Source organism: Alteromonas sp. ABH4_453, from assembly GCF_056160665.1.
Map to the genome: position 1 here is coordinate 160,986 of NZ_JBSWXP010000005.1, position 24,261 is coordinate 185,246.

Annotated in this window: 18 protein-coding genes; 7 read left to right on the plus strand and 11 right to left on the minus strand. The window is 44.3% G+C overall.

The features are described 5' to 3' along the window. Nucleotides 1–96 precede the first annotated feature (96 nt). The 4 genes from gndA to malQ all read right to left on the minus strand — a co-directional run bounded on the left by gndA (nucleotide 97) and on the right by malQ (nucleotide 8,565). Complete coding sequence (gene gndA, locus ACXAGV_RS11500) at nucleotides 97–1,650, minus strand: NADP-dependent phosphogluconate dehydrogenase (protein ID WP_014976813.1); 1,554 nt, start codon at nucleotides 1,648–1,650, stop codon at nucleotides 97–99. 240 nt (nucleotides 1,651–1,890) lie between these two features. Continuing rightward, a complete protein-coding gene (gene glgX / locus ACXAGV_RS11505) occupies nucleotides 1,891–3,978 on the minus strand; it encodes a glycogen debranching protein GlgX (protein WP_474873374.1) in 2,088 nt (695 codons plus the stop codon). 47 nt (nucleotides 3,979–4,025) lie between these two features. Further along, nucleotides 4,026–6,209, minus strand: a complete 2,184-nt coding sequence (gene glgB / locus ACXAGV_RS11510; RefSeq protein WP_474873375.1) for a 1,4-alpha-glucan branching protein GlgB — start codon at nucleotides 6,207–6,209, stop codon at nucleotides 4,026–4,028. 154 nt (nucleotides 6,210–6,363) lie between these two features. Next, nucleotides 6,364–8,565 (minus strand): 4-alpha-glucanotransferase, encoded by a 2,202-nt coding sequence (malQ, locus tag ACXAGV_RS11515; RefSeq protein ID WP_474873376.1) that lies wholly within the window; start codon nucleotides 8,563–8,565, stop codon nucleotides 6,364–6,366. 237 nt (nucleotides 8,566–8,802) lie between these two features. Between malQ and gap the strand changes: the two genes are divergently transcribed. The 3 genes from gap (at nucleotide 8,803) to ACXAGV_RS11530 (ending at nucleotide 12,023) form a co-directional block, all read left to right on the plus strand. Next, complete coding sequence (gap, locus tag ACXAGV_RS11520; protein WP_474873377.1) at nucleotides 8,803–9,798, plus strand: type I glyceraldehyde-3-phosphate dehydrogenase; 996 nt, start codon at nucleotides 8,803–8,805, stop codon at nucleotides 9,796–9,798. Nucleotides 9,799–9,972: 174 nt separating this feature from the next. Beyond that, a complete protein-coding gene (locus tag ACXAGV_RS11525) occupies nucleotides 9,973–10,824 on the plus strand; it encodes a D-hexose-6-phosphate mutarotase (protein WP_474873378.1) in 852 nt (283 codons plus the stop codon). Nucleotides 10,825–11,360: 536 nt separating this feature from the next. Further along, complete coding sequence (locus ACXAGV_RS11530) at nucleotides 11,361–12,023, plus strand: hypothetical protein (protein ID WP_474873379.1); 663 nt, start codon at nucleotides 11,361–11,363, stop codon at nucleotides 12,021–12,023. Nucleotides 12,024–12,226: 203 nt separating this feature from the next. Here the strand turns inward: ACXAGV_RS11530 and ACXAGV_RS11535 are convergent, their stop codons facing one another. From ACXAGV_RS11535 to zwf, 5 genes are read right to left on the minus strand one after another with little or no spacing between them, the layout of a single operon-like run. Beyond that, nucleotides 12,227–12,871, minus strand: a complete 645-nt coding sequence (locus tag ACXAGV_RS11535) for a bifunctional 4-hydroxy-2-oxoglutarate aldolase/2-dehydro-3-deoxy-phosphogluconate aldolase (RefSeq protein WP_334060547.1) — start codon at nucleotides 12,869–12,871, stop codon at nucleotides 12,227–12,229. A gap of 3 nt (nucleotides 12,872–12,874) precedes the next feature. After that, nucleotides 12,875–13,828 (minus strand): glucokinase, encoded by a 954-nt coding sequence (glk, locus tag ACXAGV_RS11540; RefSeq protein ID WP_474873380.1) that lies wholly within the window; start codon nucleotides 13,826–13,828, stop codon nucleotides 12,875–12,877. Continuing rightward, nucleotides 13,828–15,654, minus strand: a complete 1,827-nt coding sequence (gene edd, locus ACXAGV_RS11545; RefSeq protein WP_474873381.1) for a phosphogluconate dehydratase — start codon at nucleotides 15,652–15,654, stop codon at nucleotides 13,828–13,830. Before edd ends, glk begins: the two co-directional genes overlap by 1 nt. Before the next feature lie 10 nt (nucleotides 15,655–15,664). Continuing rightward, nucleotides 15,665–16,357 (minus strand): 6-phosphogluconolactonase, encoded by a 693-nt coding sequence (gene pgl / locus ACXAGV_RS11550; protein ID WP_474873382.1) that lies wholly within the window; start codon nucleotides 16,355–16,357, stop codon nucleotides 15,665–15,667. A gap of 1 nt (nucleotide 16,358) precedes the next feature. After that, nucleotides 16,359–17,852 (minus strand): glucose-6-phosphate dehydrogenase, encoded by a 1,494-nt coding sequence (zwf, locus tag ACXAGV_RS11555; RefSeq protein WP_474873383.1) that lies wholly within the window; start codon nucleotides 17,850–17,852, stop codon nucleotides 16,359–16,361. A 284-nt stretch (nucleotides 17,853–18,136) separates the two neighbouring features. Here zwf and ACXAGV_RS11560 point away from each other — a divergent pair, with 284 nt between their 5' ends. Both ACXAGV_RS11560 and pyk read left to right on the plus strand, forming a co-directional pair. Beyond that, nucleotides 18,137–18,988 carry a MurR/RpiR family transcriptional regulator gene (locus ACXAGV_RS11560; RefSeq protein WP_015067467.1) on the plus strand — a complete coding sequence of 284 codons (852 nt, stop codon included), beginning with the start codon at nucleotides 18,137–18,139 and terminating at the stop codon, nucleotides 18,986–18,988. 238 nt (nucleotides 18,989–19,226) lie between these two features. Continuing rightward, nucleotides 19,227–20,663: a pyruvate kinase gene (gene pyk, locus ACXAGV_RS11565; protein WP_474873384.1), complete on the plus strand. Its 1,437-nt coding sequence runs from the start codon at nucleotides 19,227–19,229 to the stop codon at nucleotides 20,661–20,663. A gap of 130 nt (nucleotides 20,664–20,793) precedes the next feature. Here the strand turns inward: pyk and ACXAGV_RS11570 are convergent, their stop codons facing one another. Next, nucleotides 20,794–21,171, minus strand: a complete 378-nt coding sequence (locus ACXAGV_RS11570) for a hypothetical protein (protein WP_474873385.1) — start codon at nucleotides 21,169–21,171, stop codon at nucleotides 20,794–20,796. A gap of 606 nt (nucleotides 21,172–21,777) precedes the next feature. Between ACXAGV_RS11570 and ACXAGV_RS11575 the strand changes: the two genes are divergently transcribed. Beyond that, entirely contained in the window at nucleotides 21,778–21,936 is a 159-nt protein-coding gene (locus tag ACXAGV_RS11575; RefSeq protein ID WP_474873386.1) for a hypothetical protein, read from the plus strand. A gap of 319 nt (nucleotides 21,937–22,255) precedes the next feature. On the opposite strand, the gene ACXAGV_RS11580 is transcribed toward ACXAGV_RS11575, so the two are convergent. Then, the gene (locus tag ACXAGV_RS11580) at nucleotides 22,256–22,864 is read right to left on the minus strand and encodes a BON domain-containing protein (RefSeq protein ID WP_474873387.1); all 609 of its coding nucleotides are present in this window, start codon (nucleotides 22,862–22,864) and stop codon (nucleotides 22,256–22,258) included. Between the two features lie 399 nt (nucleotides 22,865–23,263). Here ACXAGV_RS11580 and ACXAGV_RS11585 point away from each other — a divergent pair, with 399 nt between their 5' ends. After that, nucleotides 23,264–24,241: an endonuclease/exonuclease/phosphatase family protein gene (locus ACXAGV_RS11585; RefSeq protein ID WP_474873388.1), complete on the plus strand. Its 978-nt coding sequence runs from the start codon at nucleotides 23,264–23,266 to the stop codon at nucleotides 24,239–24,241. Nucleotides 24,242–24,261 lie beyond the last annotated feature (20 nt).

Genomic DNA, 24,261 nt, shown 5'->3' on the forward strand with positions numbered 1-24,261 from the left:
TTACCTCTTAAAACAAAAAAGGTGTATTTGAAAACAAATACACCTTTCGATAGTTTACGCTCAATTATGAGCGCGTGTAACACTATTTAGTTCATACTATTTTTTGATAGCGGTTTGCGGACGTGCAGGATCACTCCACTCGATGTGATACTTTTTACCTGCTGGCTTATCTACACGCTGATAAGTATGTGCGCCAAAATAATCGCGCTGGCCTTGCAGCAAATTAGCAGGTAACACAGCTGTGCGATATGAATCGTAATAGCTTAGCGCCGACATCATGGCAGGGCAAGGCACGCCAGCCAGTGTCGCTTGGGCGATAGACTCGCGCCAATCAGATTGGTACTGTGTAATTTGTTCCGCAAAGAATGGGTCCATAAGCAAGTTGGCTAAGTCTTCGTTATTCTCGTAGGCCTGAGAAATAGACTGAAGAAATACGGCGCGAATAATACAGCCTGCACGCCATATTTTAGCTATTTCACCAAACTCCAGTGTCCAGCCGTGTTCTTTGCCAGCCATTGCCATTAACTGGAAGCCCTGTGCGTATGCACAGATTTTAGAGCAATAAAGCGCTTGCTCTAGCTTGTTGATGATCGACATTTTCTCATCATCGCTGAATGATGGCGCATCAGGCCCTGCAAGAACCTTGCTCGCAGCTACACGCTCGTCTTTCAAACTAGAAATACTGCGCGCGAATACCGCAGAAGTGATGGTCTGTGCCGGACTACCTACCTGTAATGCGCTTACTGCAGTCCAAAGACCTGTACCTTTTTGACCTGCTCTGTCTAAGATCACGTCAACTAACGGCTGCTGTGTTTCTGGATCCATTTGTTCAAGAACTTCAGCACTAATTTCCATCAGGTAGCTATTCAGCTTGCCTTCGTTCCAGCGACGAAACACCTCTGCTATTTCAGCAGGCGCCATATGTAGCGCTTCGCGCATAACATGGTAAGTTTCGCAGATAAGCTGCATGTCGGCGTATTCGATACCGTTGTGCACCATTTTTACATAGTGCCCGGCTCCAACCGGACCGATGTAGGTCGCACATGGTTCGCCTTCTAACACTGGTTGACCGGGCGTATGGCTTTCTAATGGTTTACCTGTTTCTGGGTCAACCTTTGCAGCAATAGCTTTAAGAACAGGCTCAATGCGAGTCCATGCATAAGGGTTGCCTGAAGGCATAAGAGATGGCCCGAAACGAGCGCCTACTTCACCACCTGACACTGCGGTAGAGAAGAAGATAAATTTACCTTTGTACTGCTCTTCACGTGCTACAGAGTCTGTCCACAAACTGTTGCCAGTATCAACCACGATATCGTCAGCGTGAATTCCGGCGTCAATAAGATGATTGCAAACGTGGTCAACAGGATCGCCAGCAGGCACAGAGATAATAATAAGATGCGGGGCTTTTAACTTGCTTAAAAGCTCGGTGTAAGAACTGCAGCCTTCAACACGAGGCTCAGTATTTTCAGCTCTTTCGCTTGCGTCTTTGGCTAGAATAGACTCAACTTTATTTTGGTCTAAATCGAAACACGCTACACGATAGCCATGGTCCACTAGGTTCATGGTTAGGTTACTACCCATCACCCCTAAACCGATAAAACCAATATCACACGACTTGTCTTCGTGCGAATTACCACCTTTCTTTTGCATAGGAACACCCTCACATTTCAGATGGCTGCGAATGATACCACCTGAAAGAATAAAGAACAGTCTGAGCTAACAATTTAGTGCGCACTGGTGCAATTGTCACCAGCGGTAAACATTAATGGGTTTAGTACGCTAGTTTGACCGTGATTTTGACACACTTAAAGCATTTCTATCGTATGCCATCTATCATGCTGTATGAAATTCACACAAAGGTAAAGAGTCTGTTTGTTGTGAGCCACTACGCTATCCAGAGAACTGAGAAAAACTGAACAAGGTTAGCGATTTGCTGGCCTGTAAAAATACCTTCTGAATGCAAATTGAAGGCTGTTCTTCAAGAGAACTGTAGCGCGTATCCAGGTGCATGGTCCACCCTCCCCTGGGTATGACAGAAGGTAGGTGGAAACGCACGTCGCTTTCACTTGCATTAACACACAAGAACCAGTGCTCTGGCTTCTGGTCGCCCGTTACGCAACCTTTTATTTCTACACCAAACGCTTTGTTATGGTGCGCATTCCAATCTTCCGACGCTTTGTCAGAGCCATCGGGCTTATACCAATTTATTTCTTTTACATTTCGCGAGAGCGTAAAAGTATCATCGTGCAGCTTTAGTTCACTTAACAATGAAGAGGACTGACGCAAGCGGATCACATATTGGCAGAAGCTAAGAAAATCTTGCTTACGCTTGTTTAATTCCCAATTCATCCAGCTAATAGGGTTATCCTGACAATAGGCATTATTATTGCCGTTTTGGGTGCGACTTAATTCATCGCCACCAAGAATATGCGGTGTACCTTGCGAGAAGATCAGAGTTGCAAATAGGTTGCGCTTTTGACGCTCACGCATAGCGAGTATCTGCTCGTCATTCGTTTCCCCTTCAATACCATAATTGGCAGACAGGTTGTGTCCATGGCCATCTCGATTTTCTTCTAAGTTATCGAGATTGTGACGTTCGGCGTAGGTCACCATATCGTGCAGCGTGAACCCATCGTGATATGTCACGTTATTTACCGACGTACTGATATGTCGATGGCCTTTGTGAAATATATCCCGTGAGCCCATTAAACGGGTAGCAAAGTCCGCGGTAACGCCATCGTCTCCACGCCAGAAGGCGCGCACCGTATCGCGGTATTTATCATTCACCTCTAACCATGGAGAAGGAAAGTTACCCACTTGGTAGCCGCCAGGCCCAATATCCCAGGGTTCGGCAAGCAATACTCTCTCTTTTAAAACAGGGTCGCTACTAATGGCTCTCAGCAGCCCAGATTTTTTACTATATTCTTGTGGCTCTCTTCCCAAGCATACTGCTAAATCGAAACGAAACCCGTCAACGCCGATTACGGATACCCAGTGGCGCATGGCATCTAAAATAAGTCCCATCATAAATGGCTGCGCGGTATTTACCGTGTTACCACAGCCTGAGTGGTTGGAATAAACCAATTCTCCGTTTTTCGTTTGCTCTAATAAGTACGCTTGGTAAGGGCAAAACCCCTTATAAGAAAGAATAGGACCGCCATTGCCTGCCTCTGCTGTATGGTTAAATACCACATCAACAATGACCTCAAGTCCGGCTGTATGATAAGCATCTACCATAGACTTCAGTTCAGCAAGCGCGTCTGACACGCCGTAGCGTGGTTCAGGTGCAAAGAAATTAACCGGGTTATATCCCCAATAGTTGGTTAAGCCTTTCTCTGTAATAAATGGTTCAGGCATGAATGAGCACAACGGCATAAATTGCACCGTGGTTATGCCTAGTGCTTTAAGATGCTTTATAACACTGGGGTGGGCAGCACCGATAAATTTGCCACGATGCTCTTTAGGTACATCGGGGTGGAGTTTTGTGAGCCCTTTAATATGTGCTTCGTAAACTACTCGCTTGTGTTTCGGGATAACAGGCGCGCTGACATGACTGGGCGCATAGTCATTTTGATCAGTTACTATGCACTTGGGGATCATAAACTGAGAGTCGTGTTTGTATTGTCTTGCGTCCCATTTTATTGCGCGACTGATTTTCTTAGCATAAGGGTCGATTAGCAGTTTGTCGGTGGGTACTGCATGTAACCCTCCCTCACCGCGTTCTACGCGATAACCATAGTATTGTCCGGCGCTAACGCCGCTAAAGTAGCCATGCCAGACATCACCGGTTTTCTCAGGCAAAGGGTGCTCACTCACCGCCTCTTCTGTGTCACTATTGAAAAAACACAACACGACGGCCTTCGCTTCAGGCGCATACACGGCAAAATTACAACCTTCTTGTGAAACTGTTGCGCCAAGTGGATATGCCTTCCCCATCCCACTTTCTACAATTAGTGCGGTGTCTCGAATTTCGTTCACTTCGTTCTCAATTTATCTCTTCACTAGGGCGTGCCGCCCTAGTCGGATTAATCCACATTGGTAACATAAAATACCGTGGCTAGCGGCGGTAACGTGATTTCTGCAGAGTGACTACGCTCGTTCCAAGGTATAGTTTGCGTATTTACAGTAGAAGCAACGTCGTAGTCACTACCCCAATATGCACCATCATCAGTGTTTAGTGCCAGCGTTAGCGTGCATGCATCATCTACGCCTATTCTAAAGTTCTGACGTGGCACAGGCGTAAAATTAGATACCACATATACTTTTTGCTTCGCATCTTTTGACATGCGAACAAATGAAACTACGCTTTGGTCTGCATTATTGTGGTCCAGCCAAGCGAAGCCTCCTGGTTCGTGGTCTTGCTCGTAAAGCGCTGGCGTAGACGTATAGAGGTGGTTGAGCGCCTTATAAAGCGCTTGAATGCCTTTGTGTTTTTCGTAATCGAGCAAGTGCCAGTCTAAACTACTGTCATGGTTCCATTCTCGTGCCTGCGCAAGCTCGTTCCCCATAAAGTTAAGCTTCTTGCCGGGGTGACCGTACATAAAGCCCGCGTAACAACGCAGGTTAGCGGCTTGCTGCCATTCATCGCCAGGCATTTTGTGCAGCATACTGCCTTTGCCGTGTACCACTTCATCGTGCGAGATAGGCAGCACAAAGTTTTCGTCAAACGCGTAAACCATGCTAAAGGTAATATCGCCATGGTGATAGTTGCGATAGGCGGGGTCTTTAGCGATGTAGTGTAATGAGTCGTGCATCCACCCCATGTTCCACTTAAAGCCAAAGCCCAAACCACCATCAAATACTGGACGAGAAACCTTGGGAAACGACGTTGATTCTTCGGCAATCGTCATGGCGTCTGGGAAGTGCTTGTACACTTCTTCATTCATCCATTTCAGTAAGCTGATGGCTTCGTAGTTTTCGTTTCCACCATCCACATTCGGGATCCACTCTCCGTCATTGCGTGAATAGTCGAGATAAAGCATGGATGCAACTGCATCAACCCTAAGTCCGTCAACGTGAAATTTGTCTAGCCAAAACAATGCGTTTGCAACTAAAAATTGACGAACTGTGTCTTTGCCGAAATCGTAAATGCAAGAATTCCAATCCGGATGCCAACCTTTTCTCGGATCTTCATATTCATAAACACAAGAACCATCAAAACGTGCCAAGCCGTGGCCGTCTTCTGGAAAATGTGCAGGTACCCAGTCGATAATTACGCCAATACCTGCTTGGTGAGCCTTATCAACAAAGTATTTAAATTCATCTGGGTTTCCAAATCTGCTGGTTGGTGCGAACATTCCCACGGGCTGATAGCCCCATGAACCGTCAAAAGGAAACTCGGAAATAGGCAGCAATTCAACGTGAGTGTAACCCATATCGCTCACGTAGCTTATTAAGTCATCGGCCAGCGCTTTATAAGTAAGATAGCGCGCATCAGTTTCAATACCCGGGCGCTTCCAAGAACCAAGGTGCACTTCATAAATGCTCATTGGGCTGTTGTATTTGTTCCCCTTTCGCTTTTCCATCCATGCACTATCATTCCACTCGTAGGTGTTGTGGTTGTAGATTTTCGAAGCATGAGAAGGATACTGCTCAGCACTGAAGCCAAGTGGGTCAGCCTTATGCGGTAGGTCGTGGCCGTGTGCATCTTTAATGTGAAACTTGTAGCGCTCTCCCTCTAAGAGTTCTGGCACAAACAGTACCCAGTATCCCATAGAGGTCTTCTCCATAGGATGCGTACGCCCATCCCACTGATTGAAATCGCCAATGAGCGATACCGTACTTGCATTCGGCGCGAAAACGCAGAACCTAACACCTTTTATCGCATCGCCTTGTGACGAAGTGAGTGTTAAAAGTTGCGCGCCCGCTTGTTCGTACAAGTTTGAAGGTTTGCTATCAATGTAGTGCACCGCATGATACGCCTGCTCGGAGAATTGATAAGGGTCGATATAGCCCTCATCGTCATTCAAGTCTCCGGCGATAACGCGATAAACCTCACCATGATATTCGTTAGGCAGTGGCATTTCAAAAAGACCGTTTTTGGAAGTAACGGTTAAATTTTTTAGCGCTGCATTCTCCCATTTAATCGTTATCTCGCTGACATTAGGACGCCAAACGCGAAGTACCGACTTCTGCTGGTTTTTAACTACACCTAAATGGGAAAACGGCTGAGAACATAATACCTGTTCAAACTGCTGCGCTAATTGCATTCGCTACTCCTAGTAAAAACCCGCATAGCAGCGGGTTGAATTGTGAGCTTAAATGCGTTGTTCACATTTAAGCTCTATCAAGTACCGTCGTGGTACTTTATCTTACTCGTTTAAGTTGCCTAGGCAACTGTCTGGTATCAATTTCTTGATAACGCTATTCACCTTGGCTTGCTTGCTTTCTGGCGTGAGTAAGTTTAGACGCTAACTCATTTATATCATGTCTATCGAACATCGACTCGATATTCTCGGTTAGCTTTCTTCGCCAGTTCGGGTATTCGTCAAATGTGCCCGGAATATTGACCGGCTTATCCATTTCTAGCCAATCTTCCAATTGCAGGCTTAACAGAGCACTTGAACCACCTGCCATGTGCACCTGCATACCGTTATTCAATTCACGATTCATCCCTGTATAGTTAACATCGTGACCCACGTGATCGCCAATTGAACCGTGCCCGTGCAACGTATCAAGAATTGCCTGTTTGTTTTCATGACGATCCGCATAAAGCGTTTGAAGGATTTCTTCTGTTGGATAAAGCCCTATTTCTTTGCCTAGCTCTAAATCTAAACAGTGCCAGTAACCAATCAGCGTTGGCATATCGTGGGTGGTCAAGGTTGACATAGACTGAACAGGGTAATGGCCAGGTGAGAAGAAACCGCCGTCTTCGGCTTGTTCGAAGAAAAATACGCGGTATGAGTACACGCCGTTGTCAGCAAGCTTACTGCGGATTTCTTCTGGCACGGTTCCTAAGTCTTCACCAATAACAAGGCTTTGGTTACGGTGGCTTTCCAGCGCTAAGATACCAAGCAAATCATCGACTGGATAGTAAACATAACCACCTTCTTTTGCGTGGTCGCCTTTCACAACCCACCACAAACGCAGCAACGCCATGACGTGATCGATACGCAGTGAACCTGACGACGCCATATTAGACGCAAACAGGTCGATAATAGGTTGATAACCCTGTTCATAAAGCTTATGAGGGTCCATAGGCGGCAAGCCCCAGTTTTGTCCTAGTGGGCCCAAAATATCCGGCGGCGCGCCAACACTTGCACCCGTGCAATACAGGTCTTTATTACCCCAAATTTCTGCACTGCCTTCGCTAACACCTACCGCTAGGTCGCGATAAAGACCAATGGTCATGCCTGCACCTGTCGCTTTGTTGCTGGCAACCTCAAGCTGTTGCGCTGCAATCCACTGTAAGAACAAGTAGAATTTAACGTCTTGTTCGTTTGCGCGCTTAAACTTTGCCACTGCGGGGTTGTGATAGTCTTTATATTCTTGTGGGAATACCGGCCACCCCCAGCTGTCTTTACCTTCAGCTTTTAGGTGCGATTGCAAGGCATCGTACACTGCCAACATATCTAAGCTTTCACCGCCCGCTTCCACAAACGCTTTAAACGCTTTGTTTTGCTTGGTGTTTTTACGAAGATATTGAGCATCATAAACATCAAATACTGCTTTAAGCGCGGCCAATTTCACATGGGCTACTGCCTCGTAGTCTACATGTTCTACATTACGTGCATGTTCAAGCGTGGCTTTAAATTCATCACTGCTCACTACCGCTTGTACTGATGCATCGTTATAACCGTCAATGGCAGTTACATCGATATACAGGTAATTAAGCCAGCGACGTGAGCTTGGCCCATAAGGCGAGCACGCGTTAGGATTTGCAGGGTAAAGTGCATGAATAGGATTAAGTCCGATAAAGTCAGCACCAACGCCAGCGGCTTTTTCAATAAGCAGTGCTAAATCAGAAAAATCACCAATACCCCAGTTCTTTTCACTCCGAACGCAGTAAAGTTGAACGCTTAAGCCCCATATTTTTTTGCCTTCTTTAATTTCGTTTGGCGTGTAGCATGCTTCTGGTGCCACTATTAAGCGTGAACGCGCAAACTCATCGCTGTCAGCGCTTAAAGCAACATCGTGGTACCCAAGAGGTAAATCCAAAGGTAGGGTTAACACGTACTCATGAAATTCGACATCGTCGATATGCGCCATTGTCGTCATTTCTTGATCGACTGGTGTAAATTGGTGAGTGAGCACGTCACCATTTTCACAGGTAACCGTTAACATGTGGTCATCGTTTACTAATTCGATAGGTAAACGAACTGCTAGGTTAATTTCTTGGGTATTGCGAACTACTTGAACAGGGTTTAACGGCGACAACCATACCGACTTTATATCTTGGGTAATTTGCGACTGAATTTTTTCGTCACTGCTGGTGTCATAGCCAAGTGTGTTGAGCAGTTTTGCTTTACTTGATTCTGCGATGGTTGCTGGTTTTCCCCATGCGTCGACGTATTGGGTTTCTATTCCCCGCATTTCAACCAGTTGTTGCAGAAGTTGTTGTGTCATGGTGTGTCATTCCTGTTATTCGGTGAAAAACGCACTCGCCAGAGGTTTAAAGGTGCGTCTGCAAACAAATTTTTAACATTATTCTAGAAACAAGGGCTTCGCGATATGTGAATACGATTGCAATAGTACTCATTCGTAATTTTGCAACACTTTAGCTTTTTATTTTGCTAATTATGTCATTTTGATCCATACTTTACGTAATTTATTTTCATTTTATTTGAACAATCGGGGTACGTTATGACAATTCGCATCGGTATCAATGGTTTTGGCCGTATTGGTCGCTTAGTAATGCGTGCAGCTGCAGAACGCAACGACATTGAAGTTGTGGCTATTAACGACTTGCTAGACACAGACTACATTGCTTATCTTTTGAAATACGACTCTACACACGGTCTATTCGACGGTGAAGTTACAGTAGATAACAACAGTCTTGTTGTAAATGGCAAAACTATCCGCATTACTTCTGAAAGAGATCCAGCAGCGCTTAAATGGAATGAAGTAGATGTTGACGTTGTTGTTGAATCGACAGGTCTATTCCTAACTAAAGAAACTGCGGCGAAGCACATTGAAGCAGGTGCGAAGAAAGTTGTAATGTCTGCACCGTCTAAAGACGACACGCCAATGTTCGTAATGGGTGTTAACCAAGAAAGCTACGCTGGGGAAACTATCGTTTCAAACGCGTCTTGTACTACTAACTGTCTTGCTCCACTTGCCAAAGTGCTTAACGATAAATTTGGTATCGTTGACGGCCTAATGACGACCGTTCACGCAACTACTGCGACACAAAAAACGGTAGATGGTCCTTCAATGAAAGATTGGCGTGGCGGCCGCGGCGCGGGTCAAAACATCATCCCATCGTCAACAGGTGCCGCAAAAGCAGTAGGTAAAGTAATCCCTGAGCTTAACGGCAAGTTGACTGGTATGGCTTTCCGTGTACCTACACCTAACGTTTCAGTTGTTGATCTTACGGTAAACCTAGCAAAGGCTGCTAGCTACGATGAAATTTGCGCAGCAATGAAAGAAGCCTCAGAAGGCGAGCTTAAAGGTATCATGGGTTACACTGAAGATGCGGTTGTATCAAATGATTTCTTAGGCGACGCTCGCACTTCTGTATTCGACGCGACTGCAGGTATCGCGCTTACAGACACATTCGTTAAGCTAGTATCTTGGTACGACAACGAATGGGGCTACTCAAACAAGGTTCTAGACCTTGTGGCTCACATTTCTAAGTAATAAACAAAATATAGGACAAATAGTTAAACTATTTGTTTCAAAGTTGAGTTAATCTAAAGGTGCAAACATTATGTTTGCACCTTTTTTGTTGTCTCATATATAAAGACGGTTTCCAGCGATACCTATTTTCCCGTCATCTATTAGTAAGTTTAGTATTCAGTCCAAGGAGGACTTATGTCACCTGTGAATTCAGTTACCGTTAGCGAGACTAATGGCCTCACCTTTTTAGATGTGGATAACGCTTTCGCCAAAGCGCGTATAAGTTTATTTGGCGGCCATATTTTGTCTTTTGTTCCTAAAAGCGATAACAAAGAGCGGCTATGGGTAAGCCCACATGCTTATCTAAATGGAGAGCGTCCAATTCGCGGTGGAATACCTGTTTGTTGGCCATGGTTTAGTGATGACCACGGAAGGGAAAAAGGTTCCCTGCCCTCTCACGGCTTTTTAAGAACCCAAGTGTGGAAATTGGTTAGTTCAGAAGATACTGACAGCGGAACGACCATTACGCTGTCTCCCAGCTTTACTCGCGCTGAAGGGTTTGAAAATGATTGCTCTGTTACCATGGTTGTCGCCGTTGGTAAAACGATGGACGTGTCTTTGATAACTGAAAACACTGGCGTCGCTTCATTTAACTTCAACTGCGCGCTACACACGTATTTTCATGTCGATCACATTCAACATACTCAAATAAATGGGATTGAAGGCCAATATAAAGACAAACTTGACGCTTGGGCGTTAAAAGATACGCCCTCGCCCTACACCATTACTGGTGAAACGGACCGCATCCACCTTGCGTCAATTGAAACGGCCGAAATTGAAGTGGACGGCAGCGTATATACTCAGGTTGTATCACAAGGAAACGACTCACTAGTTGTTTGGAACCCTTGGCAAGGTGCAGCATCTATTTCAGACATGGACCCGTTTGGTTACAAACACATGTTGTGCGTAGAAACATCGCTAACGCAAGGCAAAACGTTAGCTCCTGGTGAGCAACACATGCTAAAGCAAACGATTGTTGCAACGTAGTATTATTGTGTAAGCTTCATGAGCTAGGGCGTTTAGATAACGTGAAGAAAAAGGGGCCAGTAATTGCCCCTTTAATCACTAACCTGTCCCGTCCTGAAATACGTTGACATAAAGAGGACTTCTTTATGACAACTTCAAGTAATCAAAGGCCTAAGCGCACACAGCGTGATTACAGTGGATGTTCTCTAAAGAATGCGTAAAAAATTAATTCTCACAGTTTTATTGATACTACCCATCTTTAGCCTAACTGGCTGCGCGCATTTCATAGCCTCACAAATTGCCAAGCAACACCAGCCGGACGTCGATGGAAACGCATCTGTTATTTTCAAAGTTTCTCGATTGTGTTCGCCTAACGGTAACTGCGTTAACATCCAGCGAACGCCCAGCATTGAAATAAGCAACCTTAAATTCACGCTTGCAGTTAATGACAAACCAAAGACGTGGCATTTTGCAGCAAGTCCCCCCCGATAGTAAAAAAAAAGCGACACCTAATATATGTTTTTCCAGGGTTTGGGACACCCAAAGCACTAGTAGCCATGCACCAACAATGGCTGCATCTAGTAACAGGGGCAATGGTCACGGTAATTGAAAGTGCAAACAGTGCTGAAAAGTTTACTTTCGGTCTGAACGCTATAGATCCAGTTTTACATGAAATTAGAAAACTTGAGCCACTTAACGTTGATATTGTAGGCGTTTCGATGGGTAGCATCGCCGCACAATACGTTGCCTCACAAATCGACTCTGCAAAACTACACTTAATCGCACCAATGACTGATTTTAATCATTCAACATTAGCACTATGGGAAAGTTTGTATAAAGACAGGTTTTACTCAGCTTTTATATCTACCGAAGATGTTAAGAAAGCAGTAAATATTATATACAAAAATGCTGGCATCGCGTCCGATGATATAGACGTTATACAAAGAGTAAAAGAAAGTGAGATAACCACCTTTATTTACTCATCTATTGACGACAAAATCACACTAAATGGTGGCTGGGAAAACCTTAGCAACAATAATGTTGTACACCACAAGTTTGACAGCCTATCACACTTAGAAATGACTGCTTTGATGGATGAAGACTTGCTAGCAATGTTTTTGTCCAACTTAACTGGTAGCCACGTGCTTAAAAATGCATCGACCACAGGGCGCGTATGTCACATCGGTGAAAGAAGCTGTCTAGACATACTCAGAAACTAAACCATCATTCACTTGCCACGGTGTAATTATGTTGTACTTATTATCTCTAATATAAATAAAAAATGGAGACCCTTTCGGTGTCTCCATTTATGATTGCACTTGCTTTTATTGTGAACTCAACTTACGCATACACCTTAATAGGCTTACGTTCCTATACTGAGTTTCCGTAATCAAAAACCTACAGATATAATGCCTAGGTCGGCTTACTGCTTGGCGCCTGCAACGGCTTCTTTAGCCAATTGGGTAATACGTGCCCAATCACCTGACTCAATTGCATCATCCGGTGCTAACCACGAACCGCCAACGCACTTAACATTCTTGAGTGCTAAATAGTCATTGTAGTTATTTGGGCCAATACCGCCTGTTGGGCAGAAAGTTACATCAGGGAAAGGACCGCTGATAGACTTGATAGCTTTAACGCCACCTGACGCTTCTGCAGGGAAGAATTTCATGTGGGTGTAACCCGCATCTTTGCCCTTCATTAGGTCAGACGTTGAAGAAATACCAGGAATAAGTGGAATATCGGAATCCATACCCGCTTTTAGTAGGTCTGCAGTCATGCCTGGGCTGATAGCAAACTTAGCGCCCGCTTCTACAACTGCTTTTAGTTGTTGTGCGTTGGTTACCGTTCCCGCACCTATTAACGAGTCTGGTACTTCGTCAGCAATTCGCTTAATTACGTCAATTGCTGCAGGTGTACGTAAAGTTACTTCTAAAACTTTAATTCCACCTTCCATTAGCGCTTTTGCCAGAGGTACCGCTTTTTCTACGTCATTGATAACCAACACAGGTACAACTGGCCCGGCCGCAAAAATTTCCTCTGGAGAGGTTTTCCATTTTGATGTCATAATTTAGCTCGCTGTATTTTGATTCAGATATGCAGCCGCACCCAATAAACCGTGATCAGGTTCTGCAATAAGATAGGTGGGAATGTCTTTAACGTAATGCTTCATTTGCCCCTTCGCTTCAAAACGCGCTCTGAAATCGCTGTTTTGAATAAACTCAGGAAAACGATTTGCAATACCTCCACCAATAAAGATGCCGCCAGTAGTCGCCATGTTCAGCGCAAGATTACCCGCAAAACTACCCATAATTCGACAGAACTGAGTCAGTGTTGCTTCGGCTAATTCACAGGTTCCGTTTAGCGCTGCTTCTGTAATTTGTGCAGGCTCGGTAAATACAACTGGTGAAGAAGCGTGATTGGCTAGCGCGGTGTAGATGTTGTGCAGACCACGACCAGACATCACTTCTTCAGCAGAAGCACGACCTAAGGTAGATTGAAGATGGCGCCAAACCACAACATCAGTTTCATCAACAGGAGCGAAGTCTATATGACCACCCTCACCGTCTAATGTTTGCCAACCAGTTGAGGTCATCGTGATGTGCTCAACGCCAAGGCCAGTGCCTGGGCCAAACACCGCAATATTGCCGTTTTCTTTTGCCGTACCTTCACCAATTTGAACCACTTGGTCTTTACCTAACACTGGCAATGAATGGGCAACTGCAGTGAAGTCGTTAATTACGAACAATGCGTCTAGCTTAAGCTGAGAACGCAAAGCGTTTTGCGAAAACGCCCAGCTGTGATTGGTCATTACGACCTGGTCGCCAAGCACCGGGCAGGCAATTGCAATACAACCTTGGGTAAAGCTGTGCTCTGGCATATCTGCAAAATACTGGGTAATCGCTAGATCAATGCTAGCAAAGTCATTACACATGTATTTTTTGATATCAGTGACGCCAGACTCGGTTACTCTTGCAACACGAATATTGGTACCACCAACATCAGCCACAAACTTTTGGCTCATTATGCTTGCTCCTGCGTGTAAAACAGTGAACACGCTCCTTCTTCTGCACCAGTAAGGATGGCACGCATGCCCGCGAACATTTCACGTCCCATACCCACATGATGCTTTGCCAAGTTTGCCGGCGCAGCTTCGCGAGCGGCAAGTGTTTCTTCATCAACATGCAAGGTAAGCGCACCAGTTTCGGTATTAAGCTCTATGATGTCGCCTTCTTGCACCTTTGCAAGTAAACCACCTTTATAAGCTTCTGGCGTCACGTGGATGGCTGCAGGCACCTTACCCGATGCACCAGACATACGACCGTCAGTAACTAGGGCTACTTTGAATCCTCGGTCTTGAATTACACCAAGCGGCGGCGTTAGGCGGTGTAGCTCTGGCATACCAATGGCCGATGGACCTTGGAAGCGAACAACCACGATACAGTCTTTATCTAGCTTGCCAGATTTAAACGCGTCATCTAGTTCAAACTGATCTTCAAATACAACCGCTGGCGCTTTAATAGTGCAATGCGGAGTACGAAGCGCAGACGTTTTGATTACGCCGCGGCCTAAGTTCCCGCCGAGCACGCTTAAACCACCATCAGGTTTAAATGGTGCATCAACTGTTGCTAGTACCTCTTTATCCAGAGATTCTGTTGGGCCGTCGCGCCACTCTAGCTCGCCGTCTTTTAGCACAGGCTCTTTGGTGTATAGCTCTAAGCCATCGCCAACGATAGTTTTCACATCGTTGTGCAGTAATCCTGCGTCAAGCAGTTGCTTGATAAGCAATGACATACCGCCAGCGGCAACAAAGTGGTTAATGTCAGCTGAACCGTTAGGGTAAATACGGGTAAGTAGTGGAACCGCATTTGAAATATCTGAGAAATCGTCCCAGTTAACAATGTAGCCAGCAGCGCGCGCAACAGCGATAAGGTGCATGGTGTGGTTAGTAGAACCACCCGTTGCAAGAAGACCTACAAGACCATTTACAATGGCTTTAGCATCTACAATGTGGCCAATTGGCGTGTAGTTGTCGCCAAGGTCAGTTAGACGCGTCGCTTGAACCGCCGCTGCTTTTGTTAACGCATCACGCAGTGGCGTACCTGGGTTTACAAACGAAGAACCCGGCAAGTGTAAACCCATCATCTCAACCACAAGCTGGTTTGAGTTTGCTGTACCGTAGAAAGTACACGTACCAGCAGAATGATAAGACTGAGACTCAGCTTCAAGAAGTGCGTCGCGACCAACCTTACCTTCAGCAAATTCTTGGCGAACGCGCGCTTTTTCTTTGTTCGGTAAGCCTGATGGCATAGGACCGGCTGGAACAAACACCGTTGGCAAGTGACCAAACGTTAGTGCGCCCATCAGAAGTCCGGGTACGATTTTATCGCAAATACCCAGCATCAAGGTGCTATCAAACATGTTATGTGAAAGCGCAATAGCTGCGCCTTGAGCGATGTTGTCACGGCTCATAAGGCTTAAGTCCATACCAGACTGGCCTTGCGTCACACCATCACACATTGCAGGTACACCACCGGCAAACTGCGCTACACTGCCTACTTCTTTTACCGCTTCGCGGATAAGCGCAGGGTACGTTTCATATGGCTGGTGCGCAGAAAGCATGTCATTGTACGCAGACACAATAGCCACATTGGCTTTGGTCATTGAACGAAGGTCAGCTTTTTCACTCGTTCCACAGGCCGCAAAGCCATGCGCTAAGTTGCCGCACGACAACACGCCACGATGCGGGCCTTGACGACGTGCGTCTTCAATCTTTTCTAAATACGCTTTACGCGTTTCTTTGCTACGCTCGATTATGCGTTGCGTAACTTCAGCAATTTTTGGATTCATTTTTTGTCTCCTATGGCGCCCACATCAGAGTGACCGGTGCTCTATTTACAACCGCGGTGATGGGCTTTTGCGCTTCGGTAGCATTTTCAATAGCATCTAGCAGTACTTGCTTTTTCTTTTCACCCGTTAGGTGTAAAAAAACATTTCGACTATTGAGTAACGCAGGTAGCGTTAATGAAATACGTTGATGAGGTGCTGTTGTAGGTTGAACAGCAATGCAGGTTCTGCCGCTGCTCATATCTAAGCCGTCAAGTACTTGTTCTGAACATGGGAAAAGCGATGCTGTATGCCCATCTTCCCCCATACCTAGAATCAATGCGTCAAAAGGCTGTGACATGCTGGCCAAATTTGACTCGGCTGCATTTACCCCTTCGTTCGCATCGGCAACATCGCTTTTAAGTTCGATAAAACGAGCTGCGGCGGCTTTATTTTGAATTAGGTTGTTTTTCACTAAGCTGGTGTTGCTGGCTTCATGGCCCTCTTCAACCCAGCGTTCGTCGGCAAGGCTAATGTCAACCTTATCCCACTCTAAATCGGTCTCGCTTAGCTGCTTGAAAAGCGCAAGTGGAGTACGCCCCCCACTCACCACAAGCGACGCACGACCGCGAGTTTTAATACCTGTTTTCAAAATACTGACTAAGTCATGCGCGAATGCATCTGTCAGTGCGTCAGGTGTTTCAAATGATAGAGTTGTTAACGCCATATTATTTCTTCTTCACTGTTTTGCTTTCATACCAGCTGCGATTCTCGCGGGCCAGAAGACCAATAGAGTCTACCGGACCCCATGTACCTGCCTGATACGGCTCAGGCGGCTCGCTTGATTGCTTCCACGCTTCAAGAATTGAGTCTACCCACGTCCACGCCTGTTCAATTTCATCGCGACGAACAAAAAGCGCCTGATTACCCAGCATTACCTCAAGAAGTAGTTTTTCGTATGCGTCAGGGATACGCTCGTCAGCGAAAGCTTCGGAGAAACTAAGGTTAAGCTTAGATTTTTGAAGATCCATCGAACCTGAGCTGGTCAGGCCTGGAACTTTGTTCATTACGGTGATTTCTACACCTTCATCAGGCTGTAGGCGAATAACCAACTTGTTAGGTGGAAGATTTTTAAAGCTATCACCGAATAAGTTGTGCGGCTGGCGCTTGAAGTAGATAACAACTTCGCTCACTTTGGTCGGCATACGCTTACCTGTGCGCAGGTAAAATGGCACGCCAGCCCAACGCCAGTTGTCAATTTCAGCTTTTATTGCAATAAAAGTTTCAGTTTTACTCTGTGTATTAGCACCTTCTTCTTCAAGGTAGCCAGGTACTTCTTCGCCTTTAACAAAACCGGACGTGTACTGACCGCGTACCGTGCTTTCGTTAATGTTAAACGAATTGATAGGGCGAAGCGCTTTAAGCACTTTAAGCTTTTCATCACGAATGCTGTCGGCATCTAACGTTGTTGGCGGTTCCATTGCAACCAAGCTTAGGATTTGTAACAAGTGATTTTGCACCATGTCACGCATTTGTCCCGCGTCGTCAAAATAGCCCCATCGTCCTTCAATACCTACTGACTCTGCAACTGAAATTTGTACGTGGTCAATACAGTTATGATCCCAGTTTGTTGCAAAAATAGAGTTAGCAAAACGAAGCGATACTAGGTTAAGCACCGTTTCTTTGCCTAGGTAATGGTCAATGCGGTAAATCTGTTTTTCGTCAAAGTATTCTGCAACCTGTTCGTTGATAACTTTCGACGATTCCAAATCGTGACCGATTGGCTTTTCAAGCACTACACGAACACTTGAGTCGATAATTTTGCAGCTATGCAGGCCGCGGCAAATGTCGCCATAAATGGCTGGCGGCGTTGCTAAGTAACACACCATGGTGCGAGTTGGGTCTACGTGGTCGTCTAAAACGCAGTAACTTTCCACATCTTTCATGTCTACGCATGCGTAATGCAAACGCGCTTTCATGCGCTCCCAAGTTTCTTCACATAAATTCTTTTCACCAAACTTAATAAGGTTAGCGTGAACTTCTTCGATATATGCTTCAAGCTCCATTTCCTGACGCGCCACACCAACAATCGTAGTGTCTGGATGCATCAAGTTAGCTTTTTCTAACTGATATAAAGAAGGCAATAACTTGCGTCGTGAAAGATCACCCAAGGTACCAAAAAGTACAAAATCACAGGGCTCGTAGGAATTATCCAATACCATATTCGTCGACCTTATAAATGTATATGCTCGCAGCGCATTATAAAATTGTTTACAACACTAACGACTATTTTTACCGTATAGTTAACACCAAATGTAGTAAAATTACAACTTGAACCAACCATAGGATCTGAATCTTTACTATTTCCCTCAGTTTACCCTTATTTACCCTGTGAAAAACAACAAAATTTGTCAAAAAATTACATTTTTCTTGTCACAGACCTCACATTGGGTACTATTACAGGTGTACCTTACAATAAATCGTGCTAACTAATTGCTATATCTGTATGAACATTCTAGAAAAAATCACACAAAATCAAGCGGCATTCAGTAAATCTGAGAAAAAGGTGGCTGAAGTCATTTTAGCTAATCCACAAACAGCCATTCATTCGAGTATAGCAACCCTAGCTAAGATGTCGGATGTTAGTGAGCCTACTGTTAACCGATTCTGTCGAAGGCTCGATACGAAAGGCTTTCCAGACTTTAAACTCCATTTAGCGCAAAGTTTGGCAAATGGCACGCCTTATGTTAACCGACACGTTGATGAAAATGACAGTCCGGATGAATACACGAATAAGATTTTTGAGTCGACTATGGCCTCGCTTGAAGTTGCCCGTCAGTCGGTCAATGTCAATGTTGTTAATCGTGTCGTCGACCTGCTGACTCAGGCTCAGAAAATTTCATTTTTCGGCCTAGGTGCTTCAGCATCTGTCGCTCACGATGCGCTAAATAAGTTCTTTCGATTCAACGTTCCCGTTGTGTATTTTGAAGATATCCTGATGCAGCGTATGAGCTGTATGAATTGTTCGGCGGGAGATGTAGTCGTACTTATAAGCCACACTGGTCGTACAAAGAGTCTTGTTGAGATAGCGCAGATCGCCCGAATGAACGATGCCACAGTTGTTGGTATTACGTCAGCGGACAGCCCATTGGCTCAAGAGTGCAGCTACGTGTTGTCGTTGGAAGTACCAGAAGATACCGATATGTATATGCCTATGGCGTCTCGAATTGCGCAGCTCACCCTCATTGACGTGCTTGCTACTGGATTTACGTTGCGCCGTGGTAATAAGTTCAGAGAAAACCTTAAGCGTGTTAAAGACACACTTCGGGGTTCACGATACGAAAAACGCGGCGATTAAACCGTCATTACTTTGATCATAGTCGCATTTATTATCGTAGCAATTAGCGGCTAATGTACCGAGAAGAACGCCTAACTGGTCGAGCCAGTTAGGCGTTTTTGTTTATTTCATTCACATTATTGTCAAATTCAACTATTATTCTGTAATAAAATTACGTAAAGCGATTACAGGTATTATCCCATTGTGGAATACCTATCACTCTTTGTCTTTTCTAACTTAGAAACAGCGACGGAATCACATGACCAGAAGAACGAAAATTCTTGCCACCCTAGGACCTGCAACAGACTCACTCGAAAAAATCCAGGCGCTAATAGCGGCAGGCGCGAATACAGTGCGTATGAACTTTTCTCACGGGCAGGCTGAAGATCATATCGAGCGTGCCAAACGCGTGCGTCAGGCTGCAAAGAACTTAGGTAAATACGTAGCTATCTTAGGCGATCTTCAAGGTCCTAAAATTCGTGTCGCTCGTTTTTCAGAAGGTGGTGTTCATTTAGACGTAGGCGCTAAGTTTATCCTAGACGCAGAGCTTGGCCGCGACGAAGGCGATATCAACCAAGTAGGAATTGATTACAAAGCGCTTCCTGATGATGTGTCTGCAGGCGATATTCTTCTTCTTGATGACGGCCGTATTCAGCTTCGCGTAACCGGTGTTGAAGGTCGCAAGGTGCTTACTGAGGTCACTGTAGGTGGTAAACTTTCAAACAATAAAGGCATAAACCGTCAAGGCGGTGGGCTTTCTGCTGATGCGCTTACCGACAAAGATAAAGAAGACATCAAAACCGCAGCAAAGATTGGTGTTGATTACCTTGCGGTCTCATTTCCTCGAAGCGGTGCAGACCTGAATTATGCTAGAGAACTTGCAGAGGCAGCAGGTTGCTACGCTAAAATTTGTGCGAAGGTTGAACGTGCTGAAACGGTAGCTTCTGATGAAGCCATGGACGACATTATTACTGCGTCAGACGCCGTTATGGTGGCCCGTGGTGATTTAGGTGTTGAAATTGGAGACGCAGAACTTGTTGGCGTTCAGAAAAAGCTTATCGCCCGCTCTCGTCAATTGAACAAGGTTGTTATTACTGCGACTCAAATGATGGAGTCGATGATTGATAGCCCTATGCCAACGCGTGCAGAAGTAATGGACGTTGCAAACGCCGTCCTAGATGGCACTGACGCGGTTATGCTTTCAGCTGAAACTGCCGCGGGTAACTTCCCTATCGAAACGGTTGCTGCTATGGCCCGTGTGTGTGAAGGCGCAGAAACTCATCCAAGCGTTAAAATCTCTAAGCACCGCATGGACCAGCAGTTTTCATCTACTAGCGAATCGATTGCCCTCTCTGCTGTATACGCCGCAAACCACTTGCCAAGCGTTAAAGCGATTGTAGGTTTAACTGAAAGTGGAACTACGCCAACATTGATGTCGCGTATCACTACAGCTCTGCCAATTATTGCGATGTCTCGTCACGAATCAACACTGAATACGATGGCATTATGTCGCGGTGTAAAACCGGTTTACTTTGACTCATCAGATAGCGAACCAGGTAAGTTAAAGTACGATGTTATAGCATCGCTTAAAGAGAAAGGCTTAGTGAAAAGTGGGGACAGCATCATCCTTACTTATGGCGATGAAATGGAAAAAGTTGGCGCAACTAACACTTTAAAAATTGTGGAAGTTGAATAGTCTGACACGAAGAATGAAAGCGAAGCTTAAGCTTCGCTTTTTTTGTCTGATATTTGAATGTATTTGTAAGCCAAAAAACGCCCTTCACGTTCTCAAAACGTAAAGGGCGTTTTCATTAATGCTATTTGGGCTAAATTGCTTGTGCAGTGTAGGTATCTGTCTCTTGAGCGATATCGTTCGCATATTGTGTAAGATGGTGGCTAATGATGTTCTCAGCGCGCTCAACAAACTCGTCACGTTTAAACTTCCAGCCTCTTAAATCAGCTTGTTTTGCCTGCTTAACATAAAAATCTAAGCGTGTTTTTCTAAGCAAATGCGTTTTTTTGGATAGATCAAACTCAACAAGTGATAATGTCTGTTCAACTTTAACGATATCTGCATGAACAGTGCGTTCAGCGTCATCGGCCGTTGCTTGGCTAATTGAAAGCTTGCCTTGGCCGAACAAACCGATTAATGCTATTACAACTGAAACAACTATAGCTGAATAAACCCACTTTAAAATGTTCATGCCTCACTCCTTGACCATCTGTGAACTGCTCATAATCTAATTAATAAACTTAGCGCTAAAGAGTTAAGGTAAGCCAAACAATGCGCTAATTTGATAACTATGTGTGATTTTTAATTGCAGCTTCTATACCACAATATATTTCTTTGCAATTCAGTAAGATATGAAGCACGACTACTACTGCAAGATATATTGAGAGAATTTTCTACACACTTTAAGAGAAATTTTCCGTGTTTTTCTTTCGGGTTTAATCAAAGCCTATCCAAAAAAAGTTTGTAAAAACGACTTCAAAATTGCCAGTAGATGAAGAATAAAGTGTTCAGCGCATGTTTGGCATTACCAAAAAGTTCATTTTTCGTGCTAAATATTGCCGTGGAAATAGACATAAGTATTAGAAGACAATAGGTTCAGTAATAAAAACAGCAATAATACAAATTCCCCTCCCTCTCGAAGGCAATCTATTTAAAGATTTCATTACTTTGTCAATTGATTTGTAAGATAGTTAAATCGGCATTACAAAATGCAATATTCCCCCTCAACCGGACTTACCAATAATATTGACTTAAGTATGAGGTGTACCGGTAAGCGTTTGTCTGCCAAGAGGTGTAAATGTCTAAAACAAAGACAATGCCTACTGCCTTGTGGTTATTTGACGTTTCAGTTATCCCATGGATGAAGCCCGTTTTAATGTCTCTTACATTAATTCTCGCTTCGGTTCTTGCTAATGTTGGAGTAATTTCAGATGAAAATTTTGATTTAAACGAATGAAAAATTGTTGAAATTTAACGTGATTTGAACATGGTAGTTTTGACGTCTGCGGTGCATATGCTTATTTGGATTCAGAACAAGTACGTGAACATAAAGCGCATTGTAGTAAGCAAAATGGAACTGATATTACTATCTACGAACTCTAATTTGTTTTTGATGGTTGCACTGAATATCGCAAAGAGGTCCAATCTGAAATTGGCAGATAGTACTCTTTAACGAAGAATAGAAGCATTGACTTCGATTATTATATGCTTGTTTAATATTTGATAAGAAAAAAGGGGCGAGCGCCCCTTTTTTGTGAAAATGATGAAAAGAACCTTTAGTTCATTGCGGTTTCAGTTACTACACGCAAGTTGCTCTCTACATCTTTGACATCAGAAGCATTTTTAGCAATTTCTACTGCCAAGTCACGCTCGGCATCAGAATCAACTTCACCAGTCAGCATTACTACACCGTTTTCCACGTCAACATCAATATCAAAACCTGAAATGTCAGTATCCATAAGAAGACGGGTTTTGATTACTGTGGCGATTTTAGCATCAGTCAACTCGCTTGTACCTTCGTCAACCGTGTCTTCCATGTCATCTGACATATCGCCATCCATATCTTTGTCAGAGACAACCGTTAGCTTGTTATCTACAGACGTTACACCGTCGATATTCGCCACTAGCTCTTCCGCTAGCTTTTTATCAACAGAGTTCTCAACTTTACCAGTAAGAACAACATTTCCGTTTTTAACGTCAGTGTTAATGTCGAATGAATCAAGGTTACCATTGAACAACAGCGTTGCTTCTGCTTTGCCATCAATCCATGCGTCTTTGGCGCCTTTTTCCCATTTATTTTCTGTGCTGTCAGTGCCCATGTCACCTGCATATGCAGCTGTGGTCAAAGTTGTAGCAACAATCATAGAAATAATTGAACGTTTCATAACATTTCTCCTTTGTCGAAACTCGAAGATAGTCATGCCAATTCCTTGCCAACAAAATAAAGTATTGTTTTTAATGATAAATATTAAAATTTAGGTCTAATAAAGTAAGTTTGTTTTGCAAACTTTGCCTTTGTTTGAGAACTTTTTACTTAATTTTGTTCATGCCCAAGACTCGTCAACTTCACGTAAGAAAAGTTCCTATCGATTGTACTAGGAACTAACTTTTCGCCGTTGGCCGCCGCCTAGTTGCAGTGATACCTAGGTTAAACTATTTTCACAAAGCCGCCGTAGCTATAACGATTCGTATCGCTTCACTGGCTATGGTCATCAATTTGATTTTGCAGGCCGAATTAGCAGGTGAAGCGTTCTTCGTTAATTAAACTAAAGGACCAACCAGACATGGATACTGCACTTACTGCTGTTTCAGTCTTATTTATAGCCGTAAGCTGGGCCCCTTTGCTCCCTTCTTCTCATTGGTTAGTAAGAGTTTGGGAATTTCCGCGATTACAGATAGCAGCTATAATTGCTTTGTTAATTGCTTGGCATATTATTGAGTTAGCCTATTACGCAAAGATTGATAGCCTCGCAATAACTATTGTAGCTGGATTAACAGTGAGCCTTATTTATCAGGTTGTCTGGATCGTTCCTTATACCCCTTTATATAAAAGAGAAGTTAGGCACATACAGGTTGAGAGCGCGAGCCAAAAGCTAAGCCTTTTATCAAGCAATGTGTATATGCCTAATGACGATTTTCGCAAGCTCATTGAACATGTACGAAATAAGCAACCCGATTTTCTTGTAACGTTGGAATCTAATGAGAAGTGGCAGAAAGGCATCAGTGAAATTGAGTCTGAATACCCATATCGTAAATTTTGCCCACTCGAAAACCTCTACGGTATGCATCTATACAGCAAGGTCCCCTTTGAAGAGGTCTCATTGCGATTTTTAATTGAAGATGATGTTCCCTCTATGCGAGTGAAAATCAAACTTAATGAACGAGATGTCACACTGTATTTTCTTCACCCAAAACCACCAAGCCCAACAGAAAACACGTATGCAAAGCCCAGAGACGTAGAACTTACGGTTGTGGGGGAAGAAATAGCTGAAACAGAGGGGCCTATCGTCGTCGCTGGCGATCTTAACGATGTGGCTTGGTCACCTACTACCAGAAAATTCAAGAAAATAAGCGGACTTTTAGACCCACGAGAGGGGCGCGGTTTTTTTAATACATTTCACGCGAAATATCCTTTAGTGAAATGGCCATTAGACCACGTGTTTCACTCGAAACACTTTGCATTGGTCAATATAGAGAAGCTTGAAAGCATAGGCTCAGATCACTACCCGCTATTTACCGAGCTAGCGCTAATCACGGATTAACACTAATCTCAAGGCTGTAA

Coding starts and splice junctions, on each gene's coding strand:
- gndA (WP_014976813.1), bottom strand. CDS start 1,650: ATGCAAAAGAAAGGTGGTAATTCGCACGAAGACAAGTCGTGTGATATT.
- glgB (WP_474873375.1), bottom strand. CDS start 6,209: ATGCAATTAGCGCAGCAGTTTGAACAGGTATTATGTTCTCAGCCGTTT.
- malQ (WP_474873376.1), bottom strand. CDS start 8,565: ATGACACAACAACTTCTGCAACAACTGGTTGAAATGCGGGGAATAGAA.
- gap (WP_474873377.1), top strand. CDS start 8,803: ATGACAATTCGCATCGGTATCAATGGTTTTGGCCGTATTGGTCGCTTA.
- ACXAGV_RS11525 (WP_474873378.1), top strand. CDS start 9,973: ATGTCACCTGTGAATTCAGTTACCGTTAGCGAGACTAATGGCCTCACC.
- ACXAGV_RS11530 (WP_474873379.1), top strand. CDS start 11,361: ATGCACCAACAATGGCTGCATCTAGTAACAGGGGCAATGGTCACGGTA.
- ACXAGV_RS11535 (WP_334060547.1), bottom strand. CDS start 12,871: ATGACATCAAAATGGAAAACCTCTCCAGAGGAAATTTTTGCGGCCGGG.
- glk (WP_474873380.1), bottom strand. CDS start 13,828: ATGAGCCAAAAGTTTGTGGCTGATGTTGGTGGTACCAATATTCGTGTT.
- edd (WP_474873381.1), bottom strand. CDS start 15,654: ATGAATCCAAAAATTGCTGAAGTTACGCAACGCATAATCGAGCGTAGC.
- pgl (WP_474873382.1), bottom strand. CDS start 16,357: ATGGCGTTAACAACTCTATCATTTGAAACACCTGACGCACTGACAGAT.
- zwf (WP_474873383.1), bottom strand. CDS start 17,852: ATGGTATTGGATAATTCCTACGAGCCCTGTGATTTTGTACTTTTTGGT.
- ACXAGV_RS11560 (WP_015067467.1), top strand. CDS start 18,137: ATGAACATTCTAGAAAAAATCACACAAAATCAAGCGGCATTCAGTAAA.
- pyk (WP_474873384.1), top strand. CDS start 19,227: ATGACCAGAAGAACGAAAATTCTTGCCACCCTAGGACCTGCAACAGAC.
- ACXAGV_RS11570 (WP_474873385.1), bottom strand. CDS start 21,171: ATGAACATTTTAAAGTGGGTTTATTCAGCTATAGTTGTTTCAGTTGTA.
- ACXAGV_RS11575 (WP_474873386.1), top strand. CDS start 21,778: ATGTCTAAAACAAAGACAATGCCTACTGCCTTGTGGTTATTTGACGTT.
- ACXAGV_RS11580 (WP_474873387.1), bottom strand. CDS start 22,864: ATGAAACGTTCAATTATTTCTATGATTGTTGCTACAACTTTGACCACA.
- ACXAGV_RS11585 (WP_474873388.1), top strand. CDS start 23,264: ATGGATACTGCACTTACTGCTGTTTCAGTCTTATTTATAGCCGTAAGC.